The 23999-nt window shown below is 67.5% G+C and carries 24 protein-coding genes; 10 read left to right on the top strand and 14 right to left on the bottom strand.

Annotated elements, in window-relative coordinates:
- Positions 1–206: 206 nt before the first annotated feature.
- Positions 207–953, bottom strand: a complete 747-nt coding sequence (locus BM396_RS20465; protein ID WP_043385463.1) for a Crp/Fnr family transcriptional regulator — start codon at positions 951–953, stop codon at positions 207–209.
- Between the two features lie 317 nt (positions 954–1270).
- On the bottom strand, positions 1271–3601 hold the full coding sequence (locus BM396_RS20460; protein WP_043385466.1) for an FdhF/YdeP family oxidoreductase: 2331 nt from the start codon (positions 3599–3601) through the stop codon (positions 1271–1273).
- A 141-nt stretch (positions 3602–3742) separates the two neighbouring features.
- Between BM396_RS20460 and BM396_RS20455 the strand changes: the two genes are divergently transcribed.
- Positions 3743–3970: a hypothetical protein gene (locus tag BM396_RS20455; protein ID WP_236952839.1), complete on the top strand. Its 228-nt coding sequence runs from the start codon at positions 3743–3745 to the stop codon at positions 3968–3970.
- Positions 3971–4023: 53 nt separating this feature from the next.
- On the opposite strand, the gene BM396_RS20450 is transcribed toward BM396_RS20455, so the two are convergent.
- Both BM396_RS20450 and BM396_RS20445 read right to left on the bottom strand, forming a co-directional pair.
- Complete coding sequence (locus BM396_RS20450; protein ID WP_043385469.1) at positions 4024–4698, bottom strand: HAD family hydrolase; 675 nt, start codon at positions 4696–4698, stop codon at positions 4024–4026.
- Between the two features lie 14 nt (positions 4699–4712).
- Complete coding sequence (locus tag BM396_RS20445; RefSeq protein WP_043385472.1) at positions 4713–5684, bottom strand: alpha/beta fold hydrolase; 972 nt, start codon at positions 5682–5684, stop codon at positions 4713–4715.
- 327 nt (positions 5685–6011) lie between these two features.
- Here BM396_RS20445 and BM396_RS20440 point away from each other — a divergent pair, with 327 nt between their 5' ends.
- Positions 6012–7190, top strand: coding sequence for a zinc-dependent alcohol dehydrogenase (locus tag BM396_RS20440; protein WP_043385475.1), 1179 nt, complete (start codon positions 6012–6014; stop codon positions 7188–7190).
- 131 nt (positions 7191–7321) lie between these two features.
- Here the strand turns inward: BM396_RS20440 and BM396_RS20435 are convergent, their stop codons facing one another.
- A complete protein-coding gene (locus BM396_RS20435) occupies positions 7322–7504 on the bottom strand; it encodes a hypothetical protein (protein WP_043351806.1) in 183 nt (60 codons plus the stop codon).
- A 203-nt stretch (positions 7505–7707) separates the two neighbouring features.
- On the opposite strand from BM396_RS20435, the gene BM396_RS20430 reads away from it, so the two are divergent.
- The 5 genes from BM396_RS20430 to BM396_RS20410 all read left to right on the top strand — a co-directional run bounded on the left by BM396_RS20430 (position 7708) and on the right by BM396_RS20410 (position 10577).
- Positions 7708–8001 carry a hypothetical protein gene (locus BM396_RS20430; RefSeq protein ID WP_043385478.1) on the top strand — a complete coding sequence of 98 codons (294 nt, stop codon included), beginning with the start codon at positions 7708–7710 and terminating at the stop codon, positions 7999–8001.
- Positions 7998–8720, top strand: a complete 723-nt coding sequence (locus BM396_RS20425) for a hypothetical protein (protein WP_043385481.1) — start codon at positions 7998–8000, stop codon at positions 8718–8720. Before BM396_RS20430 ends, BM396_RS20425 begins: the two co-directional genes overlap by 4 nt.
- A gap of 4 nt (positions 8721–8724) precedes the next feature.
- Positions 8725–9090: a hypothetical protein gene (locus tag BM396_RS20420; RefSeq protein ID WP_043385485.1), complete on the top strand. Its 366-nt coding sequence runs from the start codon at positions 8725–8727 to the stop codon at positions 9088–9090.
- A 450-nt stretch (positions 9091–9540) separates the two neighbouring features.
- Positions 9541–10305, top strand: coding sequence for a Crp/Fnr family transcriptional regulator (locus BM396_RS20415; protein WP_091994931.1), 765 nt, complete (start codon positions 9541–9543; stop codon positions 10303–10305).
- Positions 10306–10307: 2 nt separating this feature from the next.
- The gene (locus BM396_RS20410) at positions 10308–10577 is read left to right on the top strand and encodes a hypothetical protein (RefSeq protein ID WP_043388422.1); all 270 of its coding nucleotides are present in this window, start codon (positions 10308–10310) and stop codon (positions 10575–10577) included.
- A gap of 344 nt (positions 10578–10921) precedes the next feature.
- On the opposite strand, the gene BM396_RS20405 is transcribed toward BM396_RS20410, so the two are convergent.
- The 5 genes from BM396_RS20405 to BM396_RS32260 all read right to left on the bottom strand — a co-directional run bounded on the left by BM396_RS20405 (position 10922) and on the right by BM396_RS32260 (position 15596).
- Positions 10922–11218 carry a hypothetical protein gene (locus tag BM396_RS20405; RefSeq protein ID WP_043388432.1) on the bottom strand — a complete coding sequence of 99 codons (297 nt, stop codon included), beginning with the start codon at positions 11216–11218 and terminating at the stop codon, positions 10922–10924.
- A 257-nt stretch (positions 11219–11475) separates the two neighbouring features.
- On the bottom strand, positions 11476–12462 hold the full coding sequence (locus tag BM396_RS20400; RefSeq protein WP_043388425.1) for a hypothetical protein: 987 nt from the start codon (positions 12460–12462) through the stop codon (positions 11476–11478).
- A gap of 52 nt (positions 12463–12514) precedes the next feature.
- Positions 12515–12775, bottom strand: a complete 261-nt coding sequence (locus BM396_RS20395) for a GlsB/YeaQ/YmgE family stress response membrane protein (RefSeq protein WP_043351821.1) — start codon at positions 12773–12775, stop codon at positions 12515–12517.
- Between the two features lie 1260 nt (positions 12776–14035).
- Positions 14036–14788, bottom strand: coding sequence for a Crp/Fnr family transcriptional regulator (locus BM396_RS20390; RefSeq protein WP_306307440.1), 753 nt, complete (start codon positions 14786–14788; stop codon positions 14036–14038).
- A 457-nt stretch (positions 14789–15245) separates the two neighbouring features.
- Complete coding sequence (locus tag BM396_RS32260) at positions 15246–15596, bottom strand: hypothetical protein (protein ID WP_139239523.1); 351 nt, start codon at positions 15594–15596, stop codon at positions 15246–15248.
- A 207-nt stretch (positions 15597–15803) separates the two neighbouring features.
- Here BM396_RS32260 and BM396_RS20385 point away from each other — a divergent pair, with 207 nt between their 5' ends.
- Positions 15804–17294, top strand: a complete 1491-nt coding sequence (locus BM396_RS20385; protein ID WP_081948731.1) for a TolC family protein — start codon at positions 15804–15806, stop codon at positions 17292–17294.
- Here BM396_RS20385 and BM396_RS20380 read toward each other — a convergent pair.
- The 4 genes from BM396_RS20380 to BM396_RS32880 form a co-directional block, all read right to left on the bottom strand.
- Complete coding sequence (locus BM396_RS20380; protein ID WP_244538915.1) at positions 17233–19341, bottom strand: peptidase domain-containing ABC transporter; 2109 nt, start codon at positions 19339–19341, stop codon at positions 17233–17235. The genes BM396_RS20385 and BM396_RS20380 overlap by 62 nt on opposite strands.
- Before the next feature lie 55 nt (positions 19342–19396).
- A complete protein-coding gene (locus BM396_RS20375) occupies positions 19397–20662 on the bottom strand; it encodes an HlyD family secretion protein (protein ID WP_051976198.1) in 1266 nt (421 codons plus the stop codon).
- A complete protein-coding gene (locus BM396_RS20370) occupies positions 20659–21576 on the bottom strand; it encodes an LpxL/LpxP family acyltransferase (RefSeq protein WP_043386212.1) in 918 nt (305 codons plus the stop codon). The genes BM396_RS20375 and BM396_RS20370 overlap by 4 nt, the downstream gene beginning before the upstream one ends.
- A 118-nt stretch (positions 21577–21694) precedes the next feature.
- Positions 21695–21838 (bottom strand): hypothetical protein, encoded by a 144-nt coding sequence (locus BM396_RS32880; protein ID WP_158498431.1) that lies wholly within the window; start codon positions 21836–21838, stop codon positions 21695–21697.
- Positions 21839–22551: 713 nt separating this feature from the next.
- Between BM396_RS32880 and nhaA the strand changes: the two genes are divergently transcribed.
- Together nhaA and BM396_RS32875 are read left to right on the top strand one after the other, a co-directional pair.
- Complete coding sequence (nhaA, locus tag BM396_RS20365; RefSeq protein ID WP_081948737.1) at positions 22552–23733, top strand: Na+/H+ antiporter NhaA; 1182 nt, start codon at positions 22552–22554, stop codon at positions 23731–23733.
- 77 nt (positions 23734–23810) lie between these two features.
- Positions 23811–23987: a hypothetical protein gene (locus BM396_RS32875; protein WP_164706322.1), complete on the top strand. Its 177-nt coding sequence runs from the start codon at positions 23811–23813 to the stop codon at positions 23985–23987.
- Positions 23988–23999 lie beyond the last annotated feature (12 nt).

The following is a 23999-nucleotide window of genomic DNA, read 5'->3' as shown; positions in this document are numbered from 1 at the left end:
GGCTGCGCGATCCGAGCTGCGGTGCCACCACGGTCGGCGAATTCAGGCCGGGCGGACCTATCCATCGGTCCCGGGGTTGCCGTCCGAAGTTCCGGCGCGATCCGCGCGATCTCTTGAACTGCGTGCGGGACCATGCGAGCGAAAACCGTCAGCGACGGGGTGCCGGTCTCAAGATTTTAGCTCCTCGCACCGGCGCGGACGGGGCCTCATCCGACCGCCCGATTCTCAAGCTGCAGGTATGTAGAGTCGAACTCGGAGACCCGCAGAAGCTCGTCCCATGCCTCGATCACCAGTGCGTTGCTGCGGAGCGTGATCAGGGTCTGACCGCGCATCTCCTTCAACACACGGTTGATGTGCACGGGTGTCAGTCCGAGTGCGTCGGCGAGATCGGTCTGGGTCATCGGAAGCGGGCAGCGGAAATTGCCTGCCAGGCCCACCGCCTGCAGCTTCAGGTACAGCTCGCAGAACAGGTGCGCGACGTGCTCGAAGGCCGAGCGGCGGCCCATGCTGACGAGCCATTCGCGGAAGATGCCCGAATCGATCAGCGTGTCGCGCCAGAAGACCGCCGCGAGCCCGGGGTGGCGCGCTGTCAGTTCCCGCAGGCTCTCGTGGGGGATGAAGGCAACGAGGGCCTTGGTCAGAGTGGCGAGGCTGTGATCCATCGTGCGGACGTGCAGGCTTTGCAGATCCGGGATGTCGCCCGGAATGTGGAACGACATGATCTGCCGCTTACCCTGACGGAGGAGCTTGTACCGGCAGGCCCATCCTTCGAGGACGAGGCAGCAATGCGTGGGCTGGTCGCCATCGCGTACGATGTCTTGCCGGGCGTTGAGATGGTGGATCCGCACCGGCAGGCCCTGGATGGCCTGACGTTCGGTGTCCGAAAGGGTGGCGATGCTCTCCAGCTTGCGGATGAGCATGCCCAGGGCATGCTGGTCGGGCGCTGATCTCATATCGTTCCACCATGGCATTGCAGGCGGAAGCGCGCGGCTCTCCCAGTCACCAGAGCCTGTACCAAATCGGCTGATGATAATCGCGAGACTAAACCAATGTCAGTCTCGTGTTCTGTCATAAGACAGATTCGCGAGTTGATTGATCATCGGTACCGCGCAGTTTCTGCCGGTCGACGCGGCTGCCGCTCGGCGACGACCCACACGGCTGGCCTCTGACCGGCTGACCGAGGAGATCGGACCTGGAGGCGGGTCATGACCGGAGCCGCCGGCCTCGAGGCTTGCGCTGAAGCGGGGCTCAGACCCGGCCCGGCGTCCGTTCAGCCTTCGGCGTATTCCAGCAGGGGAGCGATCACCCGGTCGCCGTCGGACCGGATCGTGACGGGGATGCCCTTGGCGGCCGGCGTCTTGCTGCCGATGGCATAGTGCCAGATCGGCATCAGGACGTTGCATTCCGGGTAGTAGCCGCCGATGCAGCCAATCGGGATGTCGTAGGCCACCACCAGCAGGCCCGAGAGCGCCCGGTCGACGCCGTCGTCCGCCACGGTCCGCAGCGTCACCGCCTGGCCGACCTTCAGGCCCAGGCGATCGATATCCGAGCGGTTCATCAGCACCACCTTCCGGGTGTTCTTGATGCCCCGGAAGCGGTCGTCGTAGCCGTAGACCGTGGTGTTGAACTGGTCGTTGCTGCGCAAGGTCATCAGACGCAGGGAATCGTGCCCGACCTCGGGCATGTCGGCATCCTCGTCGAGGCCGGTCGGCGTGACGAAATTGGCCCGGCCCGTCTCCGTGTGCCAGTCCCGGCGCTTGGCCGGCAGGTCCCGCTGGAAGCCGCCCGGCTCCCACATGCGCCGCTCGTAGTCCCAGAAGGACTCCGGCAGCGTCTCGCCGATCTCCTTCCGGATCTCCGCGTAGTCGGTCCTGTAATCCTCCCAGCGGACCCGCGGGTTGGGCTCGAGCACCCGCTGCGCCAGTTCGCAGATCAGCCGGATCTCGCTGATCAGGTGCGGCGAGGCCGGGCGCCGCAGGCCGCGGTTGCCGTGCACGCAGGCCGAGGTGTCTTCCATGGACAGGACCTGCTGGCCCTTCGTGGTCTCGTCGATCTCCAGGCGGCCGATCACCGGCAGGATGTAGCTGACCGCGCCCGGCAGCAGGGCGCTGCGGTTGAGCTTGGTGATCACGTTCACGGTCAGCCGCAGCCGCCGCCAGGCCGGCTCCATCTGGCCGTGATCGGGAATGGCGCGGACGAAATTGCCGCCCAGCATGACGAAGGCCCGAACCTCGTCCCTGAGGATCGCCTCGCAGGCCTCCACGGTGTTGTAGCCGGCCTCCCGCGGCGGCTCGAAGCCGAACTGCGCGCCGAGCCGGTCCAGGGGGAACAGCTCGGGCTTCTCGGTGATTCCCACCGTGCGCTGGCCCTGCACGTTGGAATGGCCGCGCACCGGGCAGATGCCGGAGCCGCTGCGGCCGATATTGCCGCGCATCAGCAGCAGGTTGACCAGCATCTGCACGGTCTCGACCCCGGCCTGGTGCTGGGTCAGGCCCATCCCGTAGACCGCGACGGTCGCCTTCGCCGCGCCGTAAACCTTCGCGGTCGCCTCCATGTCGGCCCGGTGCAGTCCGGAGCGGCGCTCCAGCGCGTCCCAGTCCTGGCCGCGCAACCAGTCGGCGAAGGTCTCGAAGCCGTGGGTGTGCTCCCGGATGAAGGCCTCGTCGAGTATCGCCGGGCCGCCGGCCGCCAGCGAAGCGTCGTGCGCGTCCAGCACGGATTTGCAGATTCCCGCCAAAGCCGCGAGGTCGCCACCCGCCTTGACCTGATGGTACTGCGAGCTGATCCGGGTCTCCGTGCGGCTCAGCATCTCGGCGGGCGATTGCGGGTTCAGGAACCGCTCCAGCCCGCGCTCGCGCAGCGGGTTGTAGGTGATGATCGGTACGCCGCGCTGGCTGGCCTCCTGCAGCGGGTGGAGCATGCGGGGCGAGTTGCTCCCCGGGTTCTGGCCGAAGAACAGGATGCAGTCGGACTTTGCGAAGTCGTCCAGCGAGACGGTGCCGATGCCCTGGCCGATGCTGACCGGCAGCGCCACCGAGGTCGTCTCGTGGCACATGTTGGACGAGTCCGGCAGGTTGTTGTTGCCGTAGAGCCGGGCGAAGAGCTGGTAGAGGTAACTGCCCTCGTTCGAGAGGCGGCCCGAGCTGTAGAAGACGGTGCCGGTCTTCCGGTCCTCCACGGCCAGGAGTTCGCGGGCGATCTCCTCGATGGCGTGGCCCCAGGAGACCGGCACGTACCTGTCGGTCGCCGCATCGTAGCGCAGCGGATGGGTGAGGCGGCCGGTCTGCTCGAGCTCGTACTCATCCCAGTCCAGCAGCTCGGTGACCGTGTGCTTGGCGAAGAAGTCCGGCGTGCAGCGGTGGGCGGTGAGTTCCCAGGCCATGGCTTTCACGCCGTTCTCGCAGAACTCGAACGGCAGCGGGTTCGCGGGCTTCACCCAGGCGCAGCTGTTGCACTGGTAGCCGTCGACCTTGTTGTGGCGGGTGAGCGCGATCGGCCCGCTCGCCAGCACGCCTTCCTGCCGGAGGATGTTGCCGACCGAGCGCGCCGAGCCCCATCCGCCGGAGGGAAGGCGGTAGGGCCTGAATACGGGCTTGTCCAAGGGTAGAACTCCTGGCCTGAAAAAACTTTGGGAAACACCGGCGCTCGGGACGCGTTTACATTTCAACACGCCGACGTGTTAAATTGTTCGCGAAAATAGTGTTCTTTAACGGAGGTTCGTTTGACCGTCACGAGAGATTACATGCTCAAGAAGTCCGAGGGGCCTTCGGAAGCGAAGCTGTTCTTTGACACCAGGGCGGTGCCGCTGGCGGCCAATCTCGCCGGCAGCCTCGAAGTCGCTCTGGAGCGCGCCTCCGTCCGCAGCGGCATCCGGCCCTCGCTGATCCTGGCGGCCTGCCTGGGCGCCGGCGTTCTGGGGGTGCTCGGTCTCGTCCGCAACGCGAGGACGGCGCAAAAACGCGTCCCCTGACTCCCCTGCGCCGGGGCGCCGGAGCCGGTTGCCACCCAGATGTCCGCCCCGAATCAGCGACGTCCGCCGACCTCGTCCACATGGTCCAGCAGATCCGCCGGATCCTCGTAGACGCGTATGGCCCCGGACCGCTCCAGCTCCTCGGTGCCGTAGCCGCCCGAGAGGAGGCCGACGCCGAGACCCCGGCAGCGGCGCGCAGCCAGCATGTCCCAGATCGAATCGCCGACGATCACCGCCGTCTCGATCGGCTTGCCCAGGCGGTCGGCGGCCGCCAGGAACAGGTCCGGGTCGGGCTTGGCGTATTTGACCATGTCGCGCGTCACGACCGGGACCCGGTCCGGATCGACGCCCAGCGCGTCGAGATTGACCCGGGCCGTCTCCATCCGGCCGCTCGTGGCGATCGCCCAGGGGATCCCGGCCGCCGTCAGGGTATCGAGCAGTGCCTTCGCCCCGGGGAGCGGCCGGATCTGCCCCGAGAGCCGTCCGTAGGCTTCTGCATGCAGCCGGCCCAGCTTGGCGACATGCGCGTCGCTGATTTCCCGCCCCGTCTCCCGCAGGAGCTGGTTCGTGAACAGGCCGCCGCTCATGCCGATCTTCCGGTGGATGCGCCAGACCGAGAGGGAAATCCCCTCCGCGTCGAGCGCCTGATTCCACGCGAGGACGTGCTGGTAGACGCTGTCGACGAGCGTGCCGTCGAGGTCGAACAGGAAGCAGGTTTCAATCCGCATGGCTGCGTCCTCCCTCAGGCCGCCGGACGGATTCGCTCCGACGCGCGCTCTACGGCCGCGACGACACGCTCGGGCGCGAGATGATGGATCATGTGGCCCATGCCGGGCACGATCACGAGCTCGCTGCCGGGCACGTCGTCGTGGAGCCGCCGCGACTGGCGGCCGACATCGGCGATCTGGTCGTCCCCACCGGTGATGATCACGACGGGCAGGTCCAGATCCCGGTAATGCGCCTGCAGCTCGACCGTGACGGGCGTCATCATCGCGGCATCCTCCGTTGAGGCACGCAACTGTAGCGGGCGCAGCATCATGGCCGTCGGAAAGCTGCGCGCGAAGCGCTCGGGGATATCGGCCGGGGCGAACAGCCCCTTGATCATGGCCGGCATCATGAGGCGTCCTGCGAGCGGCGAGACCGTGTGGCGCAGCAGGTCGCCGATGCCGGGGATCGCCACCGGCGACGCCAGGATCACGTCGGCGCGCAGCGTCGGATAGTAGTAGCCCGAGGCCAGCACGAGGCCGCGCACGAGCCGCGGTGCCTGAAGCGCGAGAGCGACCGCGACCAACGTGCCCCAGGAATGGCCGAGGACGACGGCCCGCGTGACGCCGAGCTGTTGGAGCGCCTTCTGGAAGAGCGTGGCGTGGGCGCGGGGCGTCCAGAAGCCGCGCGGCCGGTCGCTGTAGCCGTAGCCGGGGCGATCGAACACGATGACCCGGTGGCGCTTGGCGAGGTCGTCCACGATGCCGCTGACGAGGAAGTCCTGGATCAGGGTGCCGTTGCCGTGGATGAGCACCAGCGGCTCGCCCTGTCCGCGCTCCAGGTAGTGGAGGCGGACACCATCGACGGTCAGGAACGAGCCGACGGGTGGCGTCTCCCATTCCGCCCGGCGTGTCATCGTCGCCGCGTAGAGCGCGGACGCGCCCAGGGCCGCGGCCGATCCAAGCAGCGCCGGAACGAGCCATGTGCGGGAGTCGGTGCGTCGCGTCATGCTGTGAGCCTTATGGGTGAGAGGACGTGCGCCGCGATCAGCGGGATCGATCGGAAGCGGCGCGGCCCGTGTCGCGGGGCGAGTCGGTTCCGAGTGGAAGGCCCGCCGCGCGCGGGTCCTCGGCGCATGCGTCGTGATGGCGTCGGATCGCAGGGGGATGACGCACTGCAATATGCCAACACCGGAGTTGAGCGATCGATCCCGATCCTGTGAATAAATAATCGGTAACGTAATTTGCCGGAATGAGGTGCGGAATTATCCGGATCATTCGACGTGAAATGGCGGTTGATTTCAGAACGCCGCTGTTTGGCGATGGAGATATTTGCGATGAAAGCACTCACCTGGCAGAGCCGCGGAACGATCACCTGCGAGACGGTGCCCGACCCGAAGATCGAGGAGGGGCGGGACGTCATCATCAAGGTGACCGCCTGCGCCATCTGCGGCTCGGACCTGCACCTCATGGGCGGGTTCATGCCGACCATGGAATGCGGCGACATCCTCGGCCACGAGACGATGGGCGAGGTCATCGAGGTCGGGCGTGACAACCGGAAACTGAAGGTCGGCGACCGCATCGTCGTGCCGTTCACGATCTGCTGCGGCGAATGCCGGCAGTGCAAATGGGGCAACTGGAGCTGTTGCGAGCGCACAAACCCGAACGGCAAGCTCCAGGCGCAGACCTACGGCTATCCGCTCGCCGGCCTGTTCGGCTTCTCGCACATCACCGGCGGCTTCGCGGGCGGCCAGGCCGAGTATCTCCGCGTGCCCTACGCGGATGTTGGCCCCATCGTGGTTCCCGAGGGCCTCAGCGACGAGCAGGTCCTGTTCCTCAGCGACATCTTCCCGACGGCCTACCAGGCCGCGGAACACTGCGACATCGGCCCGGAGGACACGGTCGCGATCTGGGGCTGCGGCCCGGTCGGCGTGCTCGCGGTGAAGTGCTGCTACCTGCTCGGCGCCAAGCGCGTCATCGCCATCGACAGCGTGCCCGAGCGGCTGGCGCTGGCCCGTGAGGCCGGTGCCGAGACCATCGACCTCGGCCAGCAGAACGTGCAGGACACGCTGATGGAGATGACCCACGGCCTGGGGCCCGATTCCGTGATCGAGGCCGTCGGGATGGAATCCCACGGGGCGGACACGACCCTCCAGAAAGTGTCCTCCGCCATCATGGAGCATACAGTGAGCCTGGAGCGGCCCTTCGCGCTCAATCAGGCGATCCTGGCGTGCCGTCCCGGCGGCAACGTCTCGATGCCGGGTGTCTTCGCCGGTCCCGTCGGACCGGTGGCGCTCGGCGTCCTGATGAACAAGGGTCTCACCCTCAAGACGGGCCAGACCCACATGGTCCGCTACATGAAGCCCCTGCTGGAGCACATCCAGAACGGGGATATCGATCCGTCCTTCATCATCAGCCACCGTTCCACCAATTTGGAGGAAGGTCCGGCGCTCTACAAAGCGTTCCGGGACAAGACCGACAACTGCACGAAGGTCGTGTTCAAGCCGCACGGCTGACATCGGGCGCGGCGGCCGCACCGCCGCGCCTGTTCCCCGAGACACGGGCGGGCGGCCCTCTTGTGCGTGTCGGGCGACCGAAGCCGGCCGCGCAGACCGGGTCCGCCCGGCGCGCGGCATCGGCGCGAGCGTCAACCGGTCACCATCGAGACCAACGCGGCCGATCCGCCGAGCGCCACAGCGCCGATGCCTCCGAAGAAGGCGAGATTCGAACCCGCGACCTGCTCGGAGACCGAAGCGCCGGAATCCGTCACCAGGGATAGGGCGCCCCCGGCGGCTGCCACGGCCAGGGCGACGGACATCATGAGCGACATGGTTTGATCCTCCGGTTCCGGCCATCACGACGGAGGCCTCTCCGCAGTATGAGGTCAAATGAATACCCGATAATGATCATTTGACATCTTATGCAGTAAATACTTGAAATAACAGGCTCATAACGTCACACGGCTAGAACTTCGGTCATACATTGCACGTTGTTCGCCCAGGCTCGACAGATTCGCGCCAGCGAGGTTCACGTGTGTCAGACAATATTTCCGGACAGGACAGCCGCCAGGGCAAGCGCGGTCGGCCCGCCCTCTACGTCCTGATCGTCAGTGTCGGCCTGATGCTGACGTCCCTGGCGGGGCTGATGATCTGGCAGGGGGCGACCGCACCGCCGGACTATGCCAGCCAAAGCCAAGCGGCCTCGCGCAAGCAGATCACCGGCTCCGAATCCGGCAAAGCCGACACCCCGTCATCGGCCAACAGCACGGCCGTGCCGGGCGCGAATCCGGCGTACCCGCAGCCCGCCCTGCGCAGCGTCAATCCATGACCGCGGCTGAGAAGGCGAACGACGATCCGGTCGAGGCTGCGGTGCTCGAACGCGCGCAGCGCAACTTCCTCGACAACGGGCCGGGCGACCGGATGTGGTCGGATCCTGACCCTATGGCGGGATCCACGATGAGCGCCGGTTTCGCGCTGAGCGTGGACCAGCAGGCCGCGTTCATCGCCGCGGCGCGGACGGAGATCGCGTCCGAGGGCCATTCGGCCGCTCAGCCGGAGGAACCCCTCCCCTCGCGGGAAGGTGCGACTGCGAGGCTGGGAATTTTCGCGCTCTATGAGAGCCGGAGAAAGGCACAGGCCGCGACAGCCACGCTCGTCGCGGCCGGCATCCCCGAGCAGGCGATCCGGCTCGTGGTCGATCCTCCCGATCCGGATGCCGACCATGCCGAGGCGGACGCGCCGGATACCGGCGGGGGCCAGGCCCTCCGGGATCGGCTCGAGACGTGTGGCGTGCCTCCTGAGGCGCTGGACGCCTGCTGCGCGCAGCTGAGGTTGGGCGCGGCGATGCTGAACCTCGTGGTCGCGGACGCTCAGCGTGACCGCGTCATGGGCATCCTGAAGGACCTTGGCTCGGTCGATACGACGCTGCGCCTCGCGACGTGGGGTGCCGAGGGCTGGGGCGGCACGTCGCCCGTCTCGACAGAGGGGTGGGGCGGCTATTCCGCCACTGCGACCGGTGCAACCGAGATCACGACGAGACGGGAATAAGCCGATGGCCCTGTTCGCCCCGGTCCGGTCCGAGACGACTGACCTCGACGCCGTGCGGCGCTACGCGGTGCGCGTCATCGCGCAATCCGAAGCCGAGGACCTGCAGATGAAGGCGGTCACCCTGGCGCTGCTCGGCGGGATCATGTGGCGCGCCGCGCCGGGATCGACCGAGATGATGCAGGACGCGGGGGGCGCTAAAGCCATCCTGTCGACCACCCTCGGCGGCCGCAATCTGACCTTCGCCTACGACCAGAACACCGAGTCGATCGAGATGCGCGAGGGAACGACGGACGGCCCCGTCCTGCACCGCTTCTGCAACCGGACCTTGATCGGGGATTTCGAACGCACCTTCAGCGCCTTGTGGGGTTGAGGGCGCAAGGTCCGATCCCGGTCATCGGCGTCAGCCGGATCATCGCTAACGCGCTCCCAAGAGCTGTTATTTTTGAATTAAACCACCAATAGAGTGCGCTGACATCGGAAAATCTCGCGCAATCCTGCTTTTTGACCGAATGGGTCTCCACGATTCCTGGCACAAGCATCTGGCTGTTGCCCGGTGACGTGAGTGCAGCGAACACCGCGAGCGTTCCTTGCTTCCTCATCGCCCGCACGGCTTCTTCCGACCCGAACCCACTCAGGCCCTGCAGCCCCCTCCGGGCCGCGGGGCTTCTTTTCGATCTGGCCGGCCCTCGCCGCTTTGGGCGCAAAGGTCCGGGATCGAACGTCTGATCTTCGCCGGGGATCACTCAGACCGGGCAGCGCGTTCCTCCCATGGGCCGCGCCCCGACGGTCGCGCCGTCCGCTCACTTGGGAGGGCGGTCCGATGCAGCATGCGTTGACACGCAAGCTCGAGAGTTTCGAGCCCCTCTCCGATCAGGCCCGTTGGGCCCTGAACGGTTTGGTGATCAAGGTCCGGCAGGTCGGGGCTCGCCAGGATCTGATTCAGGAGGGCGACAAGCCCGAGAACGTCCTCCTCATCCTCGACGGCTTCGCGTGCCGCTACAAGGTCCTGCCGGACGGCCAGCGCCAGATCATGGCCCTGCTCGTGCCCGGCGACTTCTGCGACCTGAACGTCTTCATCCTCGACGAGATGGACCACGCCATCGGCACGATCTCGACGTGCCAGGTCGTGGACATCCCGCGCCAGGCGATCGACGAGACCGCGACGCACCACGCGAGCATCGCGCGCGCCTTCTGGTGGTGCTCGCTAGTCGACGGCGCCGTCCTGCGCGAGTGGCTCGTCAACATCGGCGGGCGCCTTCCGGCTCCGCGCATCGCGCACCTCTTCTGCGAACTTCTGATGCGCCTGGAGGCGGTGGGACGGGTGACCGACAACAGCTACGCGTTCCCGCTCACGCAGACCGAGATTGCCGAGACAATGGGCCTGTCCGACGTTCACGTGAACCGAACATTGGGCGATCTGCGCGCCCTCGGCCTGATCCATCTCAAGCAGCGGGTGCTGACCATCCTCGCCGTCGAGCGGCTTAAGGCCTTCTGCGACTTCACGCCGAACTACCTGCACCTGCGCAACACGCGCTGGGGCGAGCGGCGTGACCTGAGCTGGCCCGGCCGCGCCGAAGGAGGATAGGAATGGCCAGGCGGGGCAACGTCGAGACGCTGCTCGTGCTAAAGCTTCAGCCGATCGCGGTGGACACCGGCAGCCTTGACCGCGACGGCATGCTGATAATCGCCAACGGCCTGCTGGTTGGCGTGCTGGTGCGCCTCGATGCACCCGAGCATGCGCATCCGGGCTATTGGTTCCTGGAGGCGGGGTTCGGACCGCTCCAGGGCGTGCGGGTGGATGCCTTCCCCACCCTCGACCACGCCACGCGCTGGGTGCGACATCATCTGAACCGGTGACGCTCACCGCCGCCTAGCCTTGGCGATCCCGCGGACAGGATGACGGCAGTCGCGCCGGCCACGATCCGAGCCGGCCGCTTGTCGACGGGGACCAGCCGGTCCGGTGTCGAGATTGGCCGGCGCCACATCGGTGCAGCGGCACCGGTATCCCCAAAAACCGCTACGAGGGTGCGGACGGCGAGGCGAGAGCCGGCCCCCCTCCCCGCGCCCAGCGTCTGCGCTGGGGGTGGCGAGGGTCTCGCAGGGGCCCTGGATATGCCGAGCCCAGGAATTCACGAACCTGGGCGACGCGCGCTCCTCCGCGGGCGTCGCCCAGGCGAAAACGGGGTGCCGTGGTCCCGTCCTCAGCAATCGTCGTCGCCGGGCTTGATCACCTTGCCCTCCGGCGCCTTGGCCTGGGCCGCGGATGGCTTCGCTTGCGCGCCCACGTTGTTCATCGCGCCGACCGTGCCTGGGGATTCGGCCTTGGCGCCCGGTGTCACATTCGCGGTCGAGCCACCATCGACGTTCGAGGAGGCATCTCCGGCTTGGTGACTCGTGCTGTTCGTGGTGGTTCCGGTCGTGCACGGGGCGGCTGCGGCGAGGCCGGCTGAGAGGAGCAGTGCGGCGATTGCGCCGGTCAGTGTGGAGACGGTCTTCATGGTGGACTCCTTGGAAGTCTGGCGGGCGGTGGATCCGCGGCGGGGGTGCCGTGGCGGACGGGTCGATGGCGTCTCGGCCCGCGCGCCGAGCGGCTTGCATGAGGCCGTCGCGAGCAGGATGGCGAGATGGAGCTCGGTCGCGCCGCCGGGCGGTGCCGGAGAGGTCTGACTGAGGACGCCCAGGGCCGGCACCGGTTCGGATCGGGTCCGGGACGTGAAAGGCCGGTCGAGGCGCGGTTGGCCTCGACCGTCGGTGCTCATGCGCGGCGCGGCGTCAGCGGCTGACCTCCCGCTCGGGCGTCTGTCCGATCGACGGCGGCGCTGCGGCCGGCGAAGAAGGCGGCCAGCGCTCCGAAGATCAGGGCAAGGGCCCCGAACAGCGCCCCCTGGGACACCCGGCGGGCCGCGGCGTCGGCGATCTGCTTCGACTGCTCCTTGGCCGAAGCGAGGGTTTCCTTGAACTGCTGGGTGTATTGGCCGACCTGGGTCCGGGCCTGCTCGACCGGGATGTTCTGTGCCTTGGCGAGGGCGACGGCCGCCTTCTCCTGGGCGGCGGCCTGCTGGGCGCCGTCACCCGAGACGGCGGCGCGCATCGCGGTCACCGCAGCGTCCTTCAGCGCGGCCGGATCGGAGCCGGTGTTGCTGCGGACGCCGGCTTCGATCTCCGAGAACGGATCGGTGACCCTCGTCAACGACGGGGCGGCCGCCTGCGCCAGGGTCGAGACGGATCCGCCCGCGGCGTTGCTCATCCCACCGATGGCCGTCGAAGCCGTCCCGAGGGCGCCGCCGACGAGGCCGCTCGCCGCCGACGAGAGCATGTACAGCACGACGAGGGTTGAGACCGCCCAGGCGAGAAGGCCGTGATACCCGGCGGTTGCGGCCGACGGCTTGCCCGAAAGCCGGCCGGCCAGAGCGCCACCCGCCACCGCGGCGAGGACGCCGGAGACGACGAACCAGAGACCCGCTCCGATGCCGATCGCGCTCGCCGCCGGGGTGCCGTCGCCAAGGGGATCCACCGTCGACAGGCCGATGCCGAGGCCGAGCATGTTCAGGATGACCTGGGCGATCAGCCCGACCGTGGCGCCGGCGAGGACCGCCCCCCACGAGACCGAGTGCAGCATCATCGTGCGGATGTCCTCGGACGGTGTGACGGCGCTGCCCTGAGGCGGGCCACGGTCGAGCACCGGCCGGTCCGGGATGGCGCGGCCGGTCGCCGCGAGGGTGGTATCGGTGACGGTAGCCATTGTGGTTTCTCCGGGATCTGTGATTTGCGAGGGAACGGGCGGCTGAAGCGGATCAGACGATCCGGCCGCGTCGCACGAGGGCGTGGTAGAGCCACAGCACGACCACGGCCCCGACGACCGCGACGAGCAGGCTGTAGAGGTTGAGGCCCGAAACGCCGGGTTGCCCGAACTGCTCGAACAGGAATCCGCCGACCACGGCACCGATGACGCCGAGCAAGATATCGACGAGCACACCCTGGCCGGTGTTGTTGACGATCTTGCTGCCGATGAAGCCGGCGATCAGGCCGAGGATGATCCAGGCAAGGAGGGACATGAACGTCTCCGGTTCGCGGCGCGTTTCAGGGTTCCGGCACCGGAGCGGCGCCGATGGGGGCAGGCGTTCGACGCGCTGCGAGGCCGACCGCCTCGTGCAGGACGGTGAGCCTGTCTCGGGGTCGTCTCCGTCCCGGCGCACCGCGCCTCGATCGGGGCCGCGGCTCCCGGCTGGATGTCCCCGCTGATCGTGCCGACAGCCAGCGCGATCAGGTCACGGCGTGATTACGCGACAGAACTTTCTCACCTCGGTTGCCGGCTGGGCCGCCACCGAGATGCCAAAATCGAGCGGGGTACTCCTGTTCAATGACCGCGCCTGGCGAGATGTTCCGAAGTTCTATTTAAAAACTTCGGGATCCAGCTTGAGTGATTTGCGCTTGTTGTTTTAGTCTCAGAATTTTTACAAATCTATCAAATGAATGATTTTGTTCGGTCCGGCGTCTCACGGCGTATAGAGCGCCGACGCCGTTTCGTTTGACGCCGGTCACACCGTACCTGCGCGCGATGTGGCTGCGCACGGTGTCGGACCAGAACCCGAGCCGCGTTCTTGCGGGCGCTACGGGCTGGGTACCCTCCGGAGCTGCCGAGCTCTGGCCCTGGTCGCCCTTCGTTTCGGCGTGTCGGAGTGCTCCGGCGCCAACCCTGCGACCGAAAGGTCGAAAGCCGTGATGCACGGACGGCAGCGCCATCCTCCTACGCCAAGCCGCCATGAGGTGCATGGCCGATACGACGGGTCAGGACGCCCTTTGGTGACATCCGCGAAACGTGGATGAATCGCGCCGGCGTTCCAATTCTGCGCAAGTATTCGACGTAGAGGAGTAAATCAGTTTTTGGAATTGGTTGTCAGACTCGCCAGGTCCCGGCGAGAACGGCGTGCCGATCGCTACACCGACGCAACCCAGGATCGTCAATTCGACGATCCTGCTTCTGTAGATGTAGATAAAGGTCCATATAGCGCCTCGCGATGGTGTTGCGCCCTGAGTCTGCAAACCTTATGCGTATTCCACGTACAAATTCGCGTATCAAAGGCGCTGTGCCTTCGACAGTATAGGGTGCTGGCGCGCGTATGTCGGCTCAGAGGCCGAATTAAGCGATGAAAGGCCTATTTCATTCGCCGGGTCCTTCAGCGCGACAAGACCCGTGATAACGATTACCCAAAGCTCGCTCGCGACTGCCGGCATGCCTTCGTGATCAGAGCCCGGTGTCGGCGGAGATCCGCTGGAGCGCCCACGATCTCGGACGCCCTCCAGGCCCGCAACCGCTACGCTCCGTGGCTGCTGCTCAGCCACGGCACCTGCCGGCGGGCGCTCCACCGCGTGTTTCTGAGGTGCAGATAATTTGGGTTGAATCCGCAATACGCCTTGAGTTGCTCAACGTCCAAGATCGTCAGGACCCGGCGCTTCAGCGTGATGAATTGAAGTCGACGCAACTCCCTCAGCGTGCGGCTCACGTGCACGTCCGACAGGCCCATCGTGTCCGCGATGTCGGTCTGTGTGAACGGGAACGCGTAACTGTTGTCGCTGACGCGCCCGACGGCTTCCAAGCGCAACAACAGCTCGCAGAACAGATGTGCGATCCGCTGATGGGCCTGCCGGCTGCCGATGTTGACCAGCCACTCGCGCAGGATCGCCTCGTCCACGAGGGCACACCACCATAACGCGCGGGTCACCTGAGGGTAATGCGCCGTAACCTCCTCGATGGCGTTCCGGGAGATCTCGACCACTTGGCAAGGGGAGATCGTGCCGATGGCATGGTCCATCTGATCGAGGATGAAGACGTTCAGGTCACAGAAGTCGCCCGGCACCAAGTAGGCCATGATCTGGCGCTGACCGTCCGGCAAGACCTTGTAACGGCAGGCATAGCCGTCGAGGATGAGATGAATCCGCTCGGGAACATGGCCTTCCTCGATGAGGTCCGTACGTGCGGGCACTTGGCGCACGCGGGGAACGAGGGCTCTCAGCGCAGCTCGATCGCCGTCGGTGAGGTCCTCGAAGCTCTCAAGCTTGCGGATCAAGGCATCTTGCATCGGGCCACGGTGGCAAAGGGCAACATAGTACCTTAGGTCCATTATCAGACACCCGCTCCTTCATAGGACGGATATTTTTCCGCGTCCGGCGGTCGATCGCGAGGCCCGCGTCACGTCGCCGGAGGCAGCCACGTCGCCGGACCATTCGGCGAGAACTGGGTCTCCGGCCTGATGAAGGGCTTTCCGGATGGTCGGCGGCACCTCGCGTCTTTTCACGTCGCGCTGTCCGTGCGGAGCCTGACGCGCTGCCTGCTGCCGGTCATCGATCCGTGTCGGGTGATCCGTCGGATGCGCTGTCCGCGTCTGCGCAGGGCCTCGACGATCCGGATCAGGATCACCCGTTCACGGGGTGACTCGCCTACCTACGCGGCCAGAGTCCGATCGACGTGATCTCGCCAACGCGCGGCGGCGCCGCTGCCGGCAGACAGCACCGGGGTCTCTGCCCTCACCTCGTCCGGCGGCACAGGCCTCTGGCGACGAGGCGGCCGCTCCCCTCCGGTACGACGCTCAAGGAGAAGGTCGTCGCTCCGGGACGACCGACCAGAAGGTCGCGGCCGAGGAACGCATCGACCTCCCCGGCGGCGATAGCGGTGGCATGCGCCTCGATATGCGCGTTGGCCGGCCATTCGAGCTCGACCAGTACGTTCGGGGCGGCTTCCTGCCGGGGGACACGATTGGACGGGCAACCCTCCGCGCTTCGGATGGAAGCTTCATCATGCCGGGGCATGGCACCCAAACACAGGTTGTAACCGCTTCCGGGGCCTGCGCGTCGGTCCGGATTGGAAATGTCAGGCATCGGCCGCTTCGACGTCCGCTCGCCCGCCGTGTACGCTGCCGCCGGGAATCCGAGGGGGGAACCCCAGCCTGAACCTCTGCAATTTTCGCACCTTTAAGTTGTAGTTAATATTTTCTTTGCCACAACATCGGTGGCGGGCAGGCGACGCGAACGGATCTGGCCCAGGCGACTCCGCGATGCGCAGTGGCTTCGAATGTGTCGTAAGCGATGGGGACGTGGATGCCGGCTCGGAGATCCCGAGTCGCGGCTGCTGCGATGACGATCGGACTTCTCGTCATCCCTGTGACGCGACCGGCTGTCGGTGGTGAAAAGCTCGATTCAGCCGCGGCCGCGCTCGTGGAAAGCTTTACCCTCCGAGCGGAGAATGCACGGCAGGAGGGTGCCGAGGCGCGGCTCCGGGGCGCGAAGGACGCCTTCATGCCGACCGTCGCAGTGCTGGCCGACGCGCCGCTGAGCAGCCGGATCCGCTACAGCCCCGAGATCGCTCCGACGGTCGTGGGCCTCGACGTGACGCCGCGCGCCGCGCCCTACCAACTCGGACTCGTGGCCGACTTGCCGCTTTTCGACGGGTTTCGACGACTGAACACGCTCCGTGCCGTCGATGCACAGACGGATGCCGGACGCGCCCTCGTCGCGGGGAAGCGTCAGCAGGTGCTCCTCGACGCGGCGATCGCCGTCCTATCGGTCATGCGGGACACGCAGATCCTGGAATTCAGGGATGCCCAATGCGCAGCGATCGGCCTGATCCTCGACGCCACGGAGCGCCAGCTCGCGGTCGGGGACGCGACGCGCACCGATGCCGCGCTGGCCCGATCCCGGCTCCAGGCGGCGGAGGCTGAGCGCGAGCGGGCGCGCTCGGATCTCGCGGCGTCCCGGGCGACCGTGATCCGTCTCACCGGGATGGATCCAGAGCGGGTTGCCCCGCCGCGCCTGCCCGGCACGCTGCCCCGCACGCCGGAAGCCTACGAGGCGCTCGTCCGCACCAACAATCCAGGGCTGATCGCGGCGCGCCTCGGCGTACAGTCGGATGCGGCGCGGGCCGACGCCGTGACCGCCGATCTGCTGCCGAGCGTGAATCTGCAGGTCTCGCGGATCTCTCAATTCGGCTACAGCGCAGCCCTGGATCGGATCACCGACACCACGACGCGCCTGCTCGCCCGGATCCCCCTCTACGAGCCCGGCGCATTCCCGCGCGTCGCGGAGGCTTCCGCGGCGGCGCGCCAGCGGGGCTATGAGGTCCAGGATATCGAGCGCACGACGCTCAGCACGGCGCGCGTCGACTTCCTCCGGCACAAAACCGTCGCCGAGCAGGCGGCGCGGCTTTACGCCCGGGTGGTTGCCCTGCGTCAGTCCGTCAAGGGCATGGAGATCGAACGTGTCGCCGGCTTTCGGACGATCTTCGACGCGCTGAACCTCCGGGCCGAGCTGGGTGACGCGGAGGCCGGCGCGGCGGCCGTCGCGGCGGAGCGGGACGCCCTGTCGCTCGCGCTCGCAGCCGCCGCCGGCTTGCTCGACGTCGACCATCCGGGCGCCGTCGGCAAACGGGCGCGGGTGCTGCCGCGGGCCGCGTCTCGGGTTGCGGAATCGCCGCTGGTCCGATCCGGCGTCCCCCCGCTGCGGGGAAGCCTTACGGAGCTCAAGCCGGCTCCGGAACCGGTGCTGCGTCTGTCGCGGATCGATCCAGCTGACGCTCCGTGACGAGGCGCCCATCGCGGATCCGCAGCACCCGATCGACACCGGCGAGGACCTGCCGGCTGTGGGTGACATAGACCTTTGCGGCCTCCACACGCCGCAGACTGTCGATCAGCGACCGCTCGGTGTCCGGGTCGAGGTTGGCGGTCACCTCGTCGAGGAGCAGGAGGCGCGGCTGCCGGCACAGGGCCCGGGCGATGAGCAGACGCCGCCGCTGGCCGGTCGACAGCAGGCCGCTCTCCTCCGCGATCAGGGTGGCGAAATCTTGGGGCAAAGCTTCGACCGCCTCGCGCAGGCCGACCTGATCGAGGGCCCGCTCCATCTGCGCCCGCGTGACGGACGGGTCGAACAAGGCGAGATTGTCGGCCACGGTCCCGGCGAACACGCCATCGTCGGCGAAGACGACGCCGAGATTGGCCCGGAATTCCCGCCGCCCGAATTGCTGCAGCGCGGCTCCGTCCACACTGAGACGGCCCGCCGCCGGCTCGTGGAGGCTCGCCAGGATCTTGAGCAGGGACGATTTGCCCGAGCCGGAGGCACCCACGATCGCGATGCTCTCGCCAGCCGCGACGTCGATCGTCAGGTCGACGTCGCGTAAAAGCGGGGCATCCGCCCGGCCGAATTGCACGCGGACGCCTTCGAGCGCCACCGTCCGGCGCACTTTCCGGTGGATGCAGACATCGTCCGCGCCCGGCTCCGCCTCCTGGCCGACGAGATCGTCCAGCCGCTGGAAATGAACCCGCATCACCGAGAGATGCATCAGGTTGACCGTCAGCCGGTTCACCCGTTCGAAGAAGTCGCCGCGCAGGGCGAAGAAGGCGTAGAGCGAGCCGATCGTCAGGGTGTTCCCGATGACGCCGGTCACACCCATGTACAGCGTCGTCACGGTGCTCGTCGCGATGACGAGATGCATGAAGAGTTCGGCATCGATGGTCGCGTGGCGGGCGCGGAAATCCGTGTTGGCGAAGCGCGCGAAGCTTTCGAACCATCGCATCGCGAACAGGTCCGCGGCGTTATGGGCCTTCAGGGTGTCGACCCGGCGCAGACCGTCCAAGAGCCGACCCTGCTCCTCGGAGCGGGCCTCCAGGGAGGTCGCGGTGTACCGGTTCAGGGCCGGAAACGTCACGGCCCGGACCAGCAGAACGGCCGCGAGAGTCAGCAGGGTCAAGCCGGCCATGAGTGGCGCGTAGTAGTACATCAGGCCGACGAGCAGCACGGACGTGAGCGTGTCCGCGATGGCGGTGACGAGACCGCCGACCAGGAAGGTCTTGATGTGGTCGATGGAATCGACCCGCACGACGAAATCCCCGGGATGGCGCCGCTCGAAATAGCCGAGTGGCAGCCGGAAGGCGTGCCCCACGACGTTGCGCGTGAACTGCAACTGCATCAGCGTCGATGAGCGCAGCACGATGGCGTCCCGCAGCCAGCGGCCCACGGCCTCGAAGGCCATCATCGCCGCCAGCCCGATGGCGAGCACGCGCAGCAGATCGAGATCGACCTGCGGGATGACCACGTCGAGGGCGATCTCCAGGAGGATCGGCATGCCGAGGCCCAGCAGGGCGATGGCGAGCGAGATCAGGCAGATCTGCCAGACGGTGCCGCCGAGCCCCCGGGTCGCGCGGAACACCTCCATGAAGCCGAGGCGGCGTTCGGCCGTCAGGCGCGCAAAATCCATGCGCGGTTGGAATTCGAGGACCACCCCGGAGAAGAGGCGTTCCATATCGGCGCGGTCGTAGATCCGCAGCCCGAATTCAGGGTCCTGGATCCGGTAGCCGTCGCGCCCGATGCGCTCCAGGACGACGAAGTGGTTGCCATTCCAGTGCAGGATCGCCGGGAGCGCCACCCCGGACAACTCGCCGACATTCGAAAGCGCGAAGCCGTTGGCATCGAATCCCAGCCCGTCGGCGACCTCGACGATGTCGGCGAGGGACATGCCGGACTGCGACAGAGGGAAAAGCGCACGCAGGTAGCTCAGGTCGATCTGGTGCCGGTGGTAATTGGCCACCATCGCCAAGCACGCGAGGCCACATTCCTTGGCCTCGCTCTGGGCCATCCAGCGGATCCTGCGCCGCCGCGCCAGGATACGGCTCAGCCAACCCGTCATGATGTCAGCCCCTGCCGCGCATGGCCCGAATCGGATCGAGCACCCAGTCGATCAGCCGCCGCCGCTCCACGACGATGTCGGCGCTCAGGGTCGAACCGATCCGGATCGGCTCGTCGATGCCGTAGGCGCGGATGGTGCGGGATTCCGGGAGGACCTCGATCCGGTAGGTGGATTGCCGGTTCGATTCCCGCGCGTCCTGGGCAGGCGGCAGGTCGGCAGCCGGACGCAGGGGCGATTCCGAGATCGACGTGATGGTCCCGTGGCCGATGCCGAAGGTCTTGAACGGGAAGGCATCGTATTTGAGCACCACCCTCTGTCCGACCTTGGCGAGGCCGACCGCTCGCGCGGGCACGCCGAGCACGATCACCGGGTCGGCGCGGATGTCGCCGACGACGGCAAGAACCTGATCGGCCGCCACGGACGCGCCCGTCTCCACGAACAGGCCGGCAACCTGCCCATCGACCGGGGCGACGATGTCGAGTTGGGATTGCGCCGCCTGCCCGGCGATCCGAGCCACGATTCCGCTCAGCTCGTTGCGCACGGCGGCGAGCTGTCCATTCTTCTCGGCCAAGCCGAAGCGGTGGGTGCGTTTGCGTTCGTCCGCCTGTTGCCGCAGCTCGGCGCGCCGGGCCTGCAACTCGGCCATCTGCCGTCCGTAATCGAGGAGCGTCCGGCGTTGCAGATTGAGCGCGTCTCGGGTGGCGTAACCTTGGTCGAGATAGGTCTGGACGCGCGCTACGATTGCCCCCTGCTCCCGGAGGCCCATGCGCAGGATCGTCTCCTGTTGCGCGAAGGCCGCGCTCACGGCCTCGACATTGGCGTCGATCTCCGCTGTCTCCCGGTCGGCCCGCGCGAGGAAGGTCGTCAGGCGGTCGCGTTCACGCTCCAGGACGGCCCGGCGCTCGGTCAGGCTCGTCAGATCCGCCGCGACCGTGGAGACGCCGCCCACCGTCGGCTCGCGCAGCTTCACCTGCATCAGCCGCTGGCCGCGCCGCACCGTCTCGCCCTGGCGCACGTCGATCGTCGCGACGATGCCGGGTGCGCGGGCATCCAGACGCGACATCCCGGAGACCGCCGAGACATAGCCCCGCACGGACTCGGTTCGCGCGAAACGGCCGAAGAAGAGGGCGCTGATCACCAGCACGATCATCAGGCCGAAGAACCACGCCATGGCCGAGGCGCCACGATCACGATGGAGGTGGAGGGCACCCGTTCGGCGCTGCAGAAAGCCGAGTTGCGTCCGTCCGGGCGCGGCGATGGTGTCGCTCACGCAGCCCTCTCGATGGGCATCAGGGGATCCTCGGCCGCCAGGTACTCCTGGAGCGACGGCCAGAAGTGCCATTGTTCGGGACGTTCCCGGATCGTCGTCTCGATATGCCGGCGCATCAGGTCCGCGACGCGCCCGCGTTCGTGCGCATCGTTTGCCTGCACGGCGAAGGGATAGCGCGGAACCACCAACGCACCGCCCGCCTCGGCGCCGATCGCCAAGGGCACCACCGTCGCGCCGGTCAGGTGCGCCAAGCTGTCGATGCCGAAGGCGAACGCGGTCGGTAGGCCGAAGATCGGCATCGGTGCCGGCTTGCCGTAGCGCGGCGGCAGGTCGGCGAACACGACGATGACCGCGCCCCGTCGGGCATAGCGAATGGCGGGGAGATAGCCGGCCCGATCCGTGACGGTGAGGAAGCGCACCGGCATCCCGAACTCGGTGATGCGTTCCATTACCCGGGTCTCCAGCGGCCTGTCGTCCCGGCGTCTCAGGATCAGCACGGAGCGGCCGGGGAAGAAGGTGACCAGGATGCTGAGGAGCCCGATCACGTAGGGACCCATGTGCAGGGGCGCGAGAATGACCGGCTCACCGCTCGCCGCGATCCGCCTCAGGACCTCGGGCGACTGGGTCACCACATGGGCGAGGTCCCGCTGGATCGCGGCCCGGCTGCGGGTCAGGAGCGCGAGCCATTCCAGCTCGGCCAGCGCGTCATGGAAGGCCGCCTCGCGGTCGAGGCGCCGCGCCTCCCGCCGCGGCAGACGGAGCACGCGTTCGAACCGGTCCGCGAGGCCGGAACGCGGGCTGCGGCCGACCGCTGCGTACACGCGGAACACGGTTCGCAAAGCCAGGCGGCGCAGGGGGAGCGGCAGTCCGGCGATGAGCGCCGCCTTCCTGGAGATACCCGAGATCGGCTCCATTGCCCGACGCCCCTGGAAGTCGCTGACTGACCGGTGCGGGAGCCGCCGCGGAACGATCGATGTTAGGCTGCCTGTGTGCTGGCGCGCGGGACGGAGCCCCGCGCGCCGGTCGCTTGGGTCAGCGAGACTTGCCGGAGGACGATCCGAGCCCAAGTCCAACGCCGACGCTGAGGCCGCCGAGATTTAAGCCGACAGCAAGGCCCTGCTGGGAGCCATGACCGCCGGACACAGTCTTCAAGGTCTTCAGGTCGAGTTTCTTCATGATTCTCAGGCCTCGTTAACCAGCGACGCCGTCGTCGCCTCCGACTCACTTATAGTTGTGGTGGCTCGGAGTCGATACCACTCAGTAGTTGCATCGGATCGCTTGCGTAAGTGTTAAGGCCTGCGCTGTTCGGCGTAAGGTCCGCCTCCTCCGTGGAACCGGCTGTGGCCCGGGATCGTCGATCCGTGCCCCGCGGCCATGAATACCTGTGCGGCCCAGGACGCGGCGAAGCGCGAAGCCTCCAGAGGTGTCGGGCTCCGCATTCTGCCCGGTGCACAGACGCAGTGCAGCCACCGGACCGGTGGCGTTCAAGCCCGTCACGCCGAACGCCGACCGGCCACGGCCACCACCGTCGAGGCGGTTGCACGCGAAGGGATCGCAGCGCTGCGGCAGCTTCGAGCGGCCTGAGCACCCATCTCGACCATCCTGCGGATCCGAAGATCCACCCTGAGGCGGCCACGGGCTCCGCCTTCGCAGCCGATCGGGCCGGGTGCCCGATTAACCGGCGGCTTCCGGGGGCGCTCAGGTGCGATGAGCCAGCTCGCCATCGCGTGCTGGTGAACCGTGCTCCGCCGGCCCCTTGTACAGCGACACGGAGGGTGGTTGCCGGCAACGCTCATCGGTGAGATATCCCGACCCGGGTGCATGATCCGAAGGTCGGATCGGCAGGCTTCAGCGTTGGTCGGGCCGCCAGCGGCGGAAGGCCTGTGCGCGTGCCGACACTCACCTATCGTCCCCGGTCGTCCCTGCGCGGCCTGCTCACGAGCGGAGCGGGTGGCGGCCTCGTGCTCATGGCGAGCGCTGCGCTGGCCTTGGTCGTCGCCAACTCGCCGCTGGCCGACGTCTATTTCGCGGGGCTCAAGACCCATCTCGGCCCACTCTCGGTCCTGCACTGGATCAACGACGGCCTGATGGCCGTGTTCTTCCTGCTCGTCGGCCTGGAGATCAAACGCGAGCTGCTGGACGGGCGGCTGCGTACGTGGCCGGACCGCATCCTGCCGGGTGTGGCCGCACTCGGCGGCATGATCCTCCCGGCGCTCGTCTACGCCGCCGTCAATTGGCGCACGCCCGAGACCCTGCGCGGTTGGGCGATCCCGGCGGCCACCGACATCGCTTTCGCCCTCGGCGTGCTGGCGCTGCTGGGCTCGCGCGTGCCGGTTTCGCTCAAGGTGTTCCTCACCGCGCTCGCCATCCTCGACGACCTCGGCGCGGTGATCGTCATCGCCGTGTTCTACACCGCCGACCTGTCATTGCCGATGCTCGGCGGTGCGGCCGCGACGCTCGCCGCGCTGTACGGGCTGAACAAGGCCGGCGTCAGCCGCCTGTGGCCCTACCTTGCCCTCGGCGCGGTGCTGTGGGTGTTCACGCTCCTGTCGGGCGTGCATGCGACCGTCGCGGGCGTCCTGCTGGCCCTCACGGTGCCGCTCCGGCTGAGCGTCGGCAGGCCGGACGACCCGACCTCGCCGCTGCACATCCTCGAACATGCCGTCAGCCCGTGGTCGGCATTCCTGATCCTGCCGGTGTTCGGCTTCGCCAACGCCGGCGTGTCCTTCGCCGGGGTCAGGCCGGCGATGCTGCTCGACCCGGTGACGCTGGGCGTGGCGCTGGGCCTGTTCTTCGGCAAGCAAGTCGGCGTCTTCGGCTTCGTGCTCGCGACCGTAAAGCTCGGCTGGGCGCAGCGCCCGCGCGGTGCGAGCTGGGCTCAGGTCTATGGCGTCGCCGTGCTCTGCGGGGTCGGCTTCACGATGAGCCTGTTTATCGGCCTGCTGGCCTTTGCGACGCAGCCGGATCTGGAAGCCGAGACCAAGATCGGCGTGCTGCTCGGGTCGCTCGCCTGCATGGCCGCCGGGGCTCTGGTTCTGCGGTTTGCCCCGGCCCATCCGTCTCACCGCTGAGCCGAAGCCGCCGCCGCGCGGCGACGGGGCGCGACAGCCTCGATCCGTCGATCTCCCGCGAAACCTGGTGGAGCACCATGCGCCGTCACCTTCCAAAGCGTCGTCCCGGCACCATCGAGGGCCGGCTGTCCGATTTCGTGCTGGCGCTCACTGGGGTCATGCTCCTCGGGGCGATGATCCTCCTGCTGCTCTCCTGGCTGGGCGGCGGTGCAGAGGGAGCCGCGGTCGGGTACGCGGGGATGCAGGATTCTTGAGCTCTGACCCCG

The sequence above is a fragment of the Methylobacterium sp. UNCCL125 genome, assembly GCF_900116795.1.
GTDB lineage: Bacteria > Pseudomonadota > Alphaproteobacteria > Rhizobiales > Beijerinckiaceae > Methylobacterium > Methylobacterium fujisawaense.
This window is presented reverse-complemented; position numbering and strand designations above follow the sequence as displayed.

Coding starts and splice junctions, on each gene's coding strand:
- BM396_RS20465 (WP_043385463.1), bottom strand. CDS start 953: ATGAGATCAGCGCCCGACCAGCATGCCCTGGGCATGCTCATCCGCAAG.
- BM396_RS20455 (WP_236952839.1), top strand. CDS start 3,743: ATGCTCAAGAAGTCCGAGGGGCCTTCGGAAGCGAAGCTGTTCTTTGAC.
- BM396_RS20450 (WP_043385469.1), bottom strand. CDS start 4,698: ATGCGGATTGAAACCTGCTTCCTGTTCGACCTCGACGGCACGCTCGTC.
- BM396_RS20445 (WP_043385472.1), bottom strand. CDS start 5,684: ATGACGCGACGCACCGACTCCCGCACATGGCTCGTTCCGGCGCTGCTT.
- BM396_RS20440 (WP_043385475.1), top strand. CDS start 6,012: ATGAAAGCACTCACCTGGCAGAGCCGCGGAACGATCACCTGCGAGACG.
- BM396_RS20435 (WP_043351806.1), bottom strand. CDS start 7,504: ATGTCGCTCATGATGTCCGTCGCCCTGGCCGTGGCAGCCGCCGGGGGC.
- BM396_RS20425 (WP_043385481.1), top strand. CDS start 7,998: ATGACCGCGGCTGAGAAGGCGAACGACGATCCGGTCGAGGCTGCGGTG.
- BM396_RS20420 (WP_043385485.1), top strand. CDS start 8,725: ATGGCCCTGTTCGCCCCGGTCCGGTCCGAGACGACTGACCTCGACGCC.
- BM396_RS20415 (WP_091994931.1), top strand. CDS start 9,541: ATGCAGCATGCGTTGACACGCAAGCTCGAGAGTTTCGAGCCCCTCTCC.
- BM396_RS20410 (WP_043388422.1), top strand. CDS start 10,308: ATGGCCAGGCGGGGCAACGTCGAGACGCTGCTCGTGCTAAAGCTTCAG.
- BM396_RS20405 (WP_043388432.1), bottom strand. CDS start 11,218: ATGAAGACCGTCTCCACACTGACCGGCGCAATCGCCGCACTGCTCCTC.
- BM396_RS20400 (WP_043388425.1), bottom strand. CDS start 12,462: ATGGCTACCGTCACCGATACCACCCTCGCGGCGACCGGCCGCGCCATC.
- BM396_RS20395 (WP_043351821.1), bottom strand. CDS start 12,775: ATGTCCCTCCTTGCCTGGATCATCCTCGGCCTGATCGCCGGCTTCATC.
- BM396_RS32260 (WP_139239523.1), bottom strand. CDS start 15,596: ATGCCTGACATTTCCAATCCGGACCGACGCGCAGGCCCCGGAAGCGGT.
- BM396_RS20385 (WP_081948731.1), top strand. CDS start 15,804: ATGGGGACGTGGATGCCGGCTCGGAGATCCCGAGTCGCGGCTGCTGCG.
- BM396_RS20380 (WP_244538915.1), bottom strand. CDS start 19,341: ATGGCCCAGAGCGAGGCCAAGGAATGTGGCCTCGCGTGCTTGGCGATG.
- BM396_RS20370 (WP_043386212.1), bottom strand. CDS start 21,576: ATGGAGCCGATCTCGGGTATCTCCAGGAAGGCGGCGCTCATCGCCGGA.
- BM396_RS32880 (WP_158498431.1), bottom strand. CDS start 21,838: ATGAAGAAACTCGACCTGAAGACCTTGAAGACTGTGTCCGGCGGTCAT.
- BM396_RS32875 (WP_164706322.1), top strand. CDS start 23,811: ATGCGCCGTCACCTTCCAAAGCGTCGTCCCGGCACCATCGAGGGCCGG.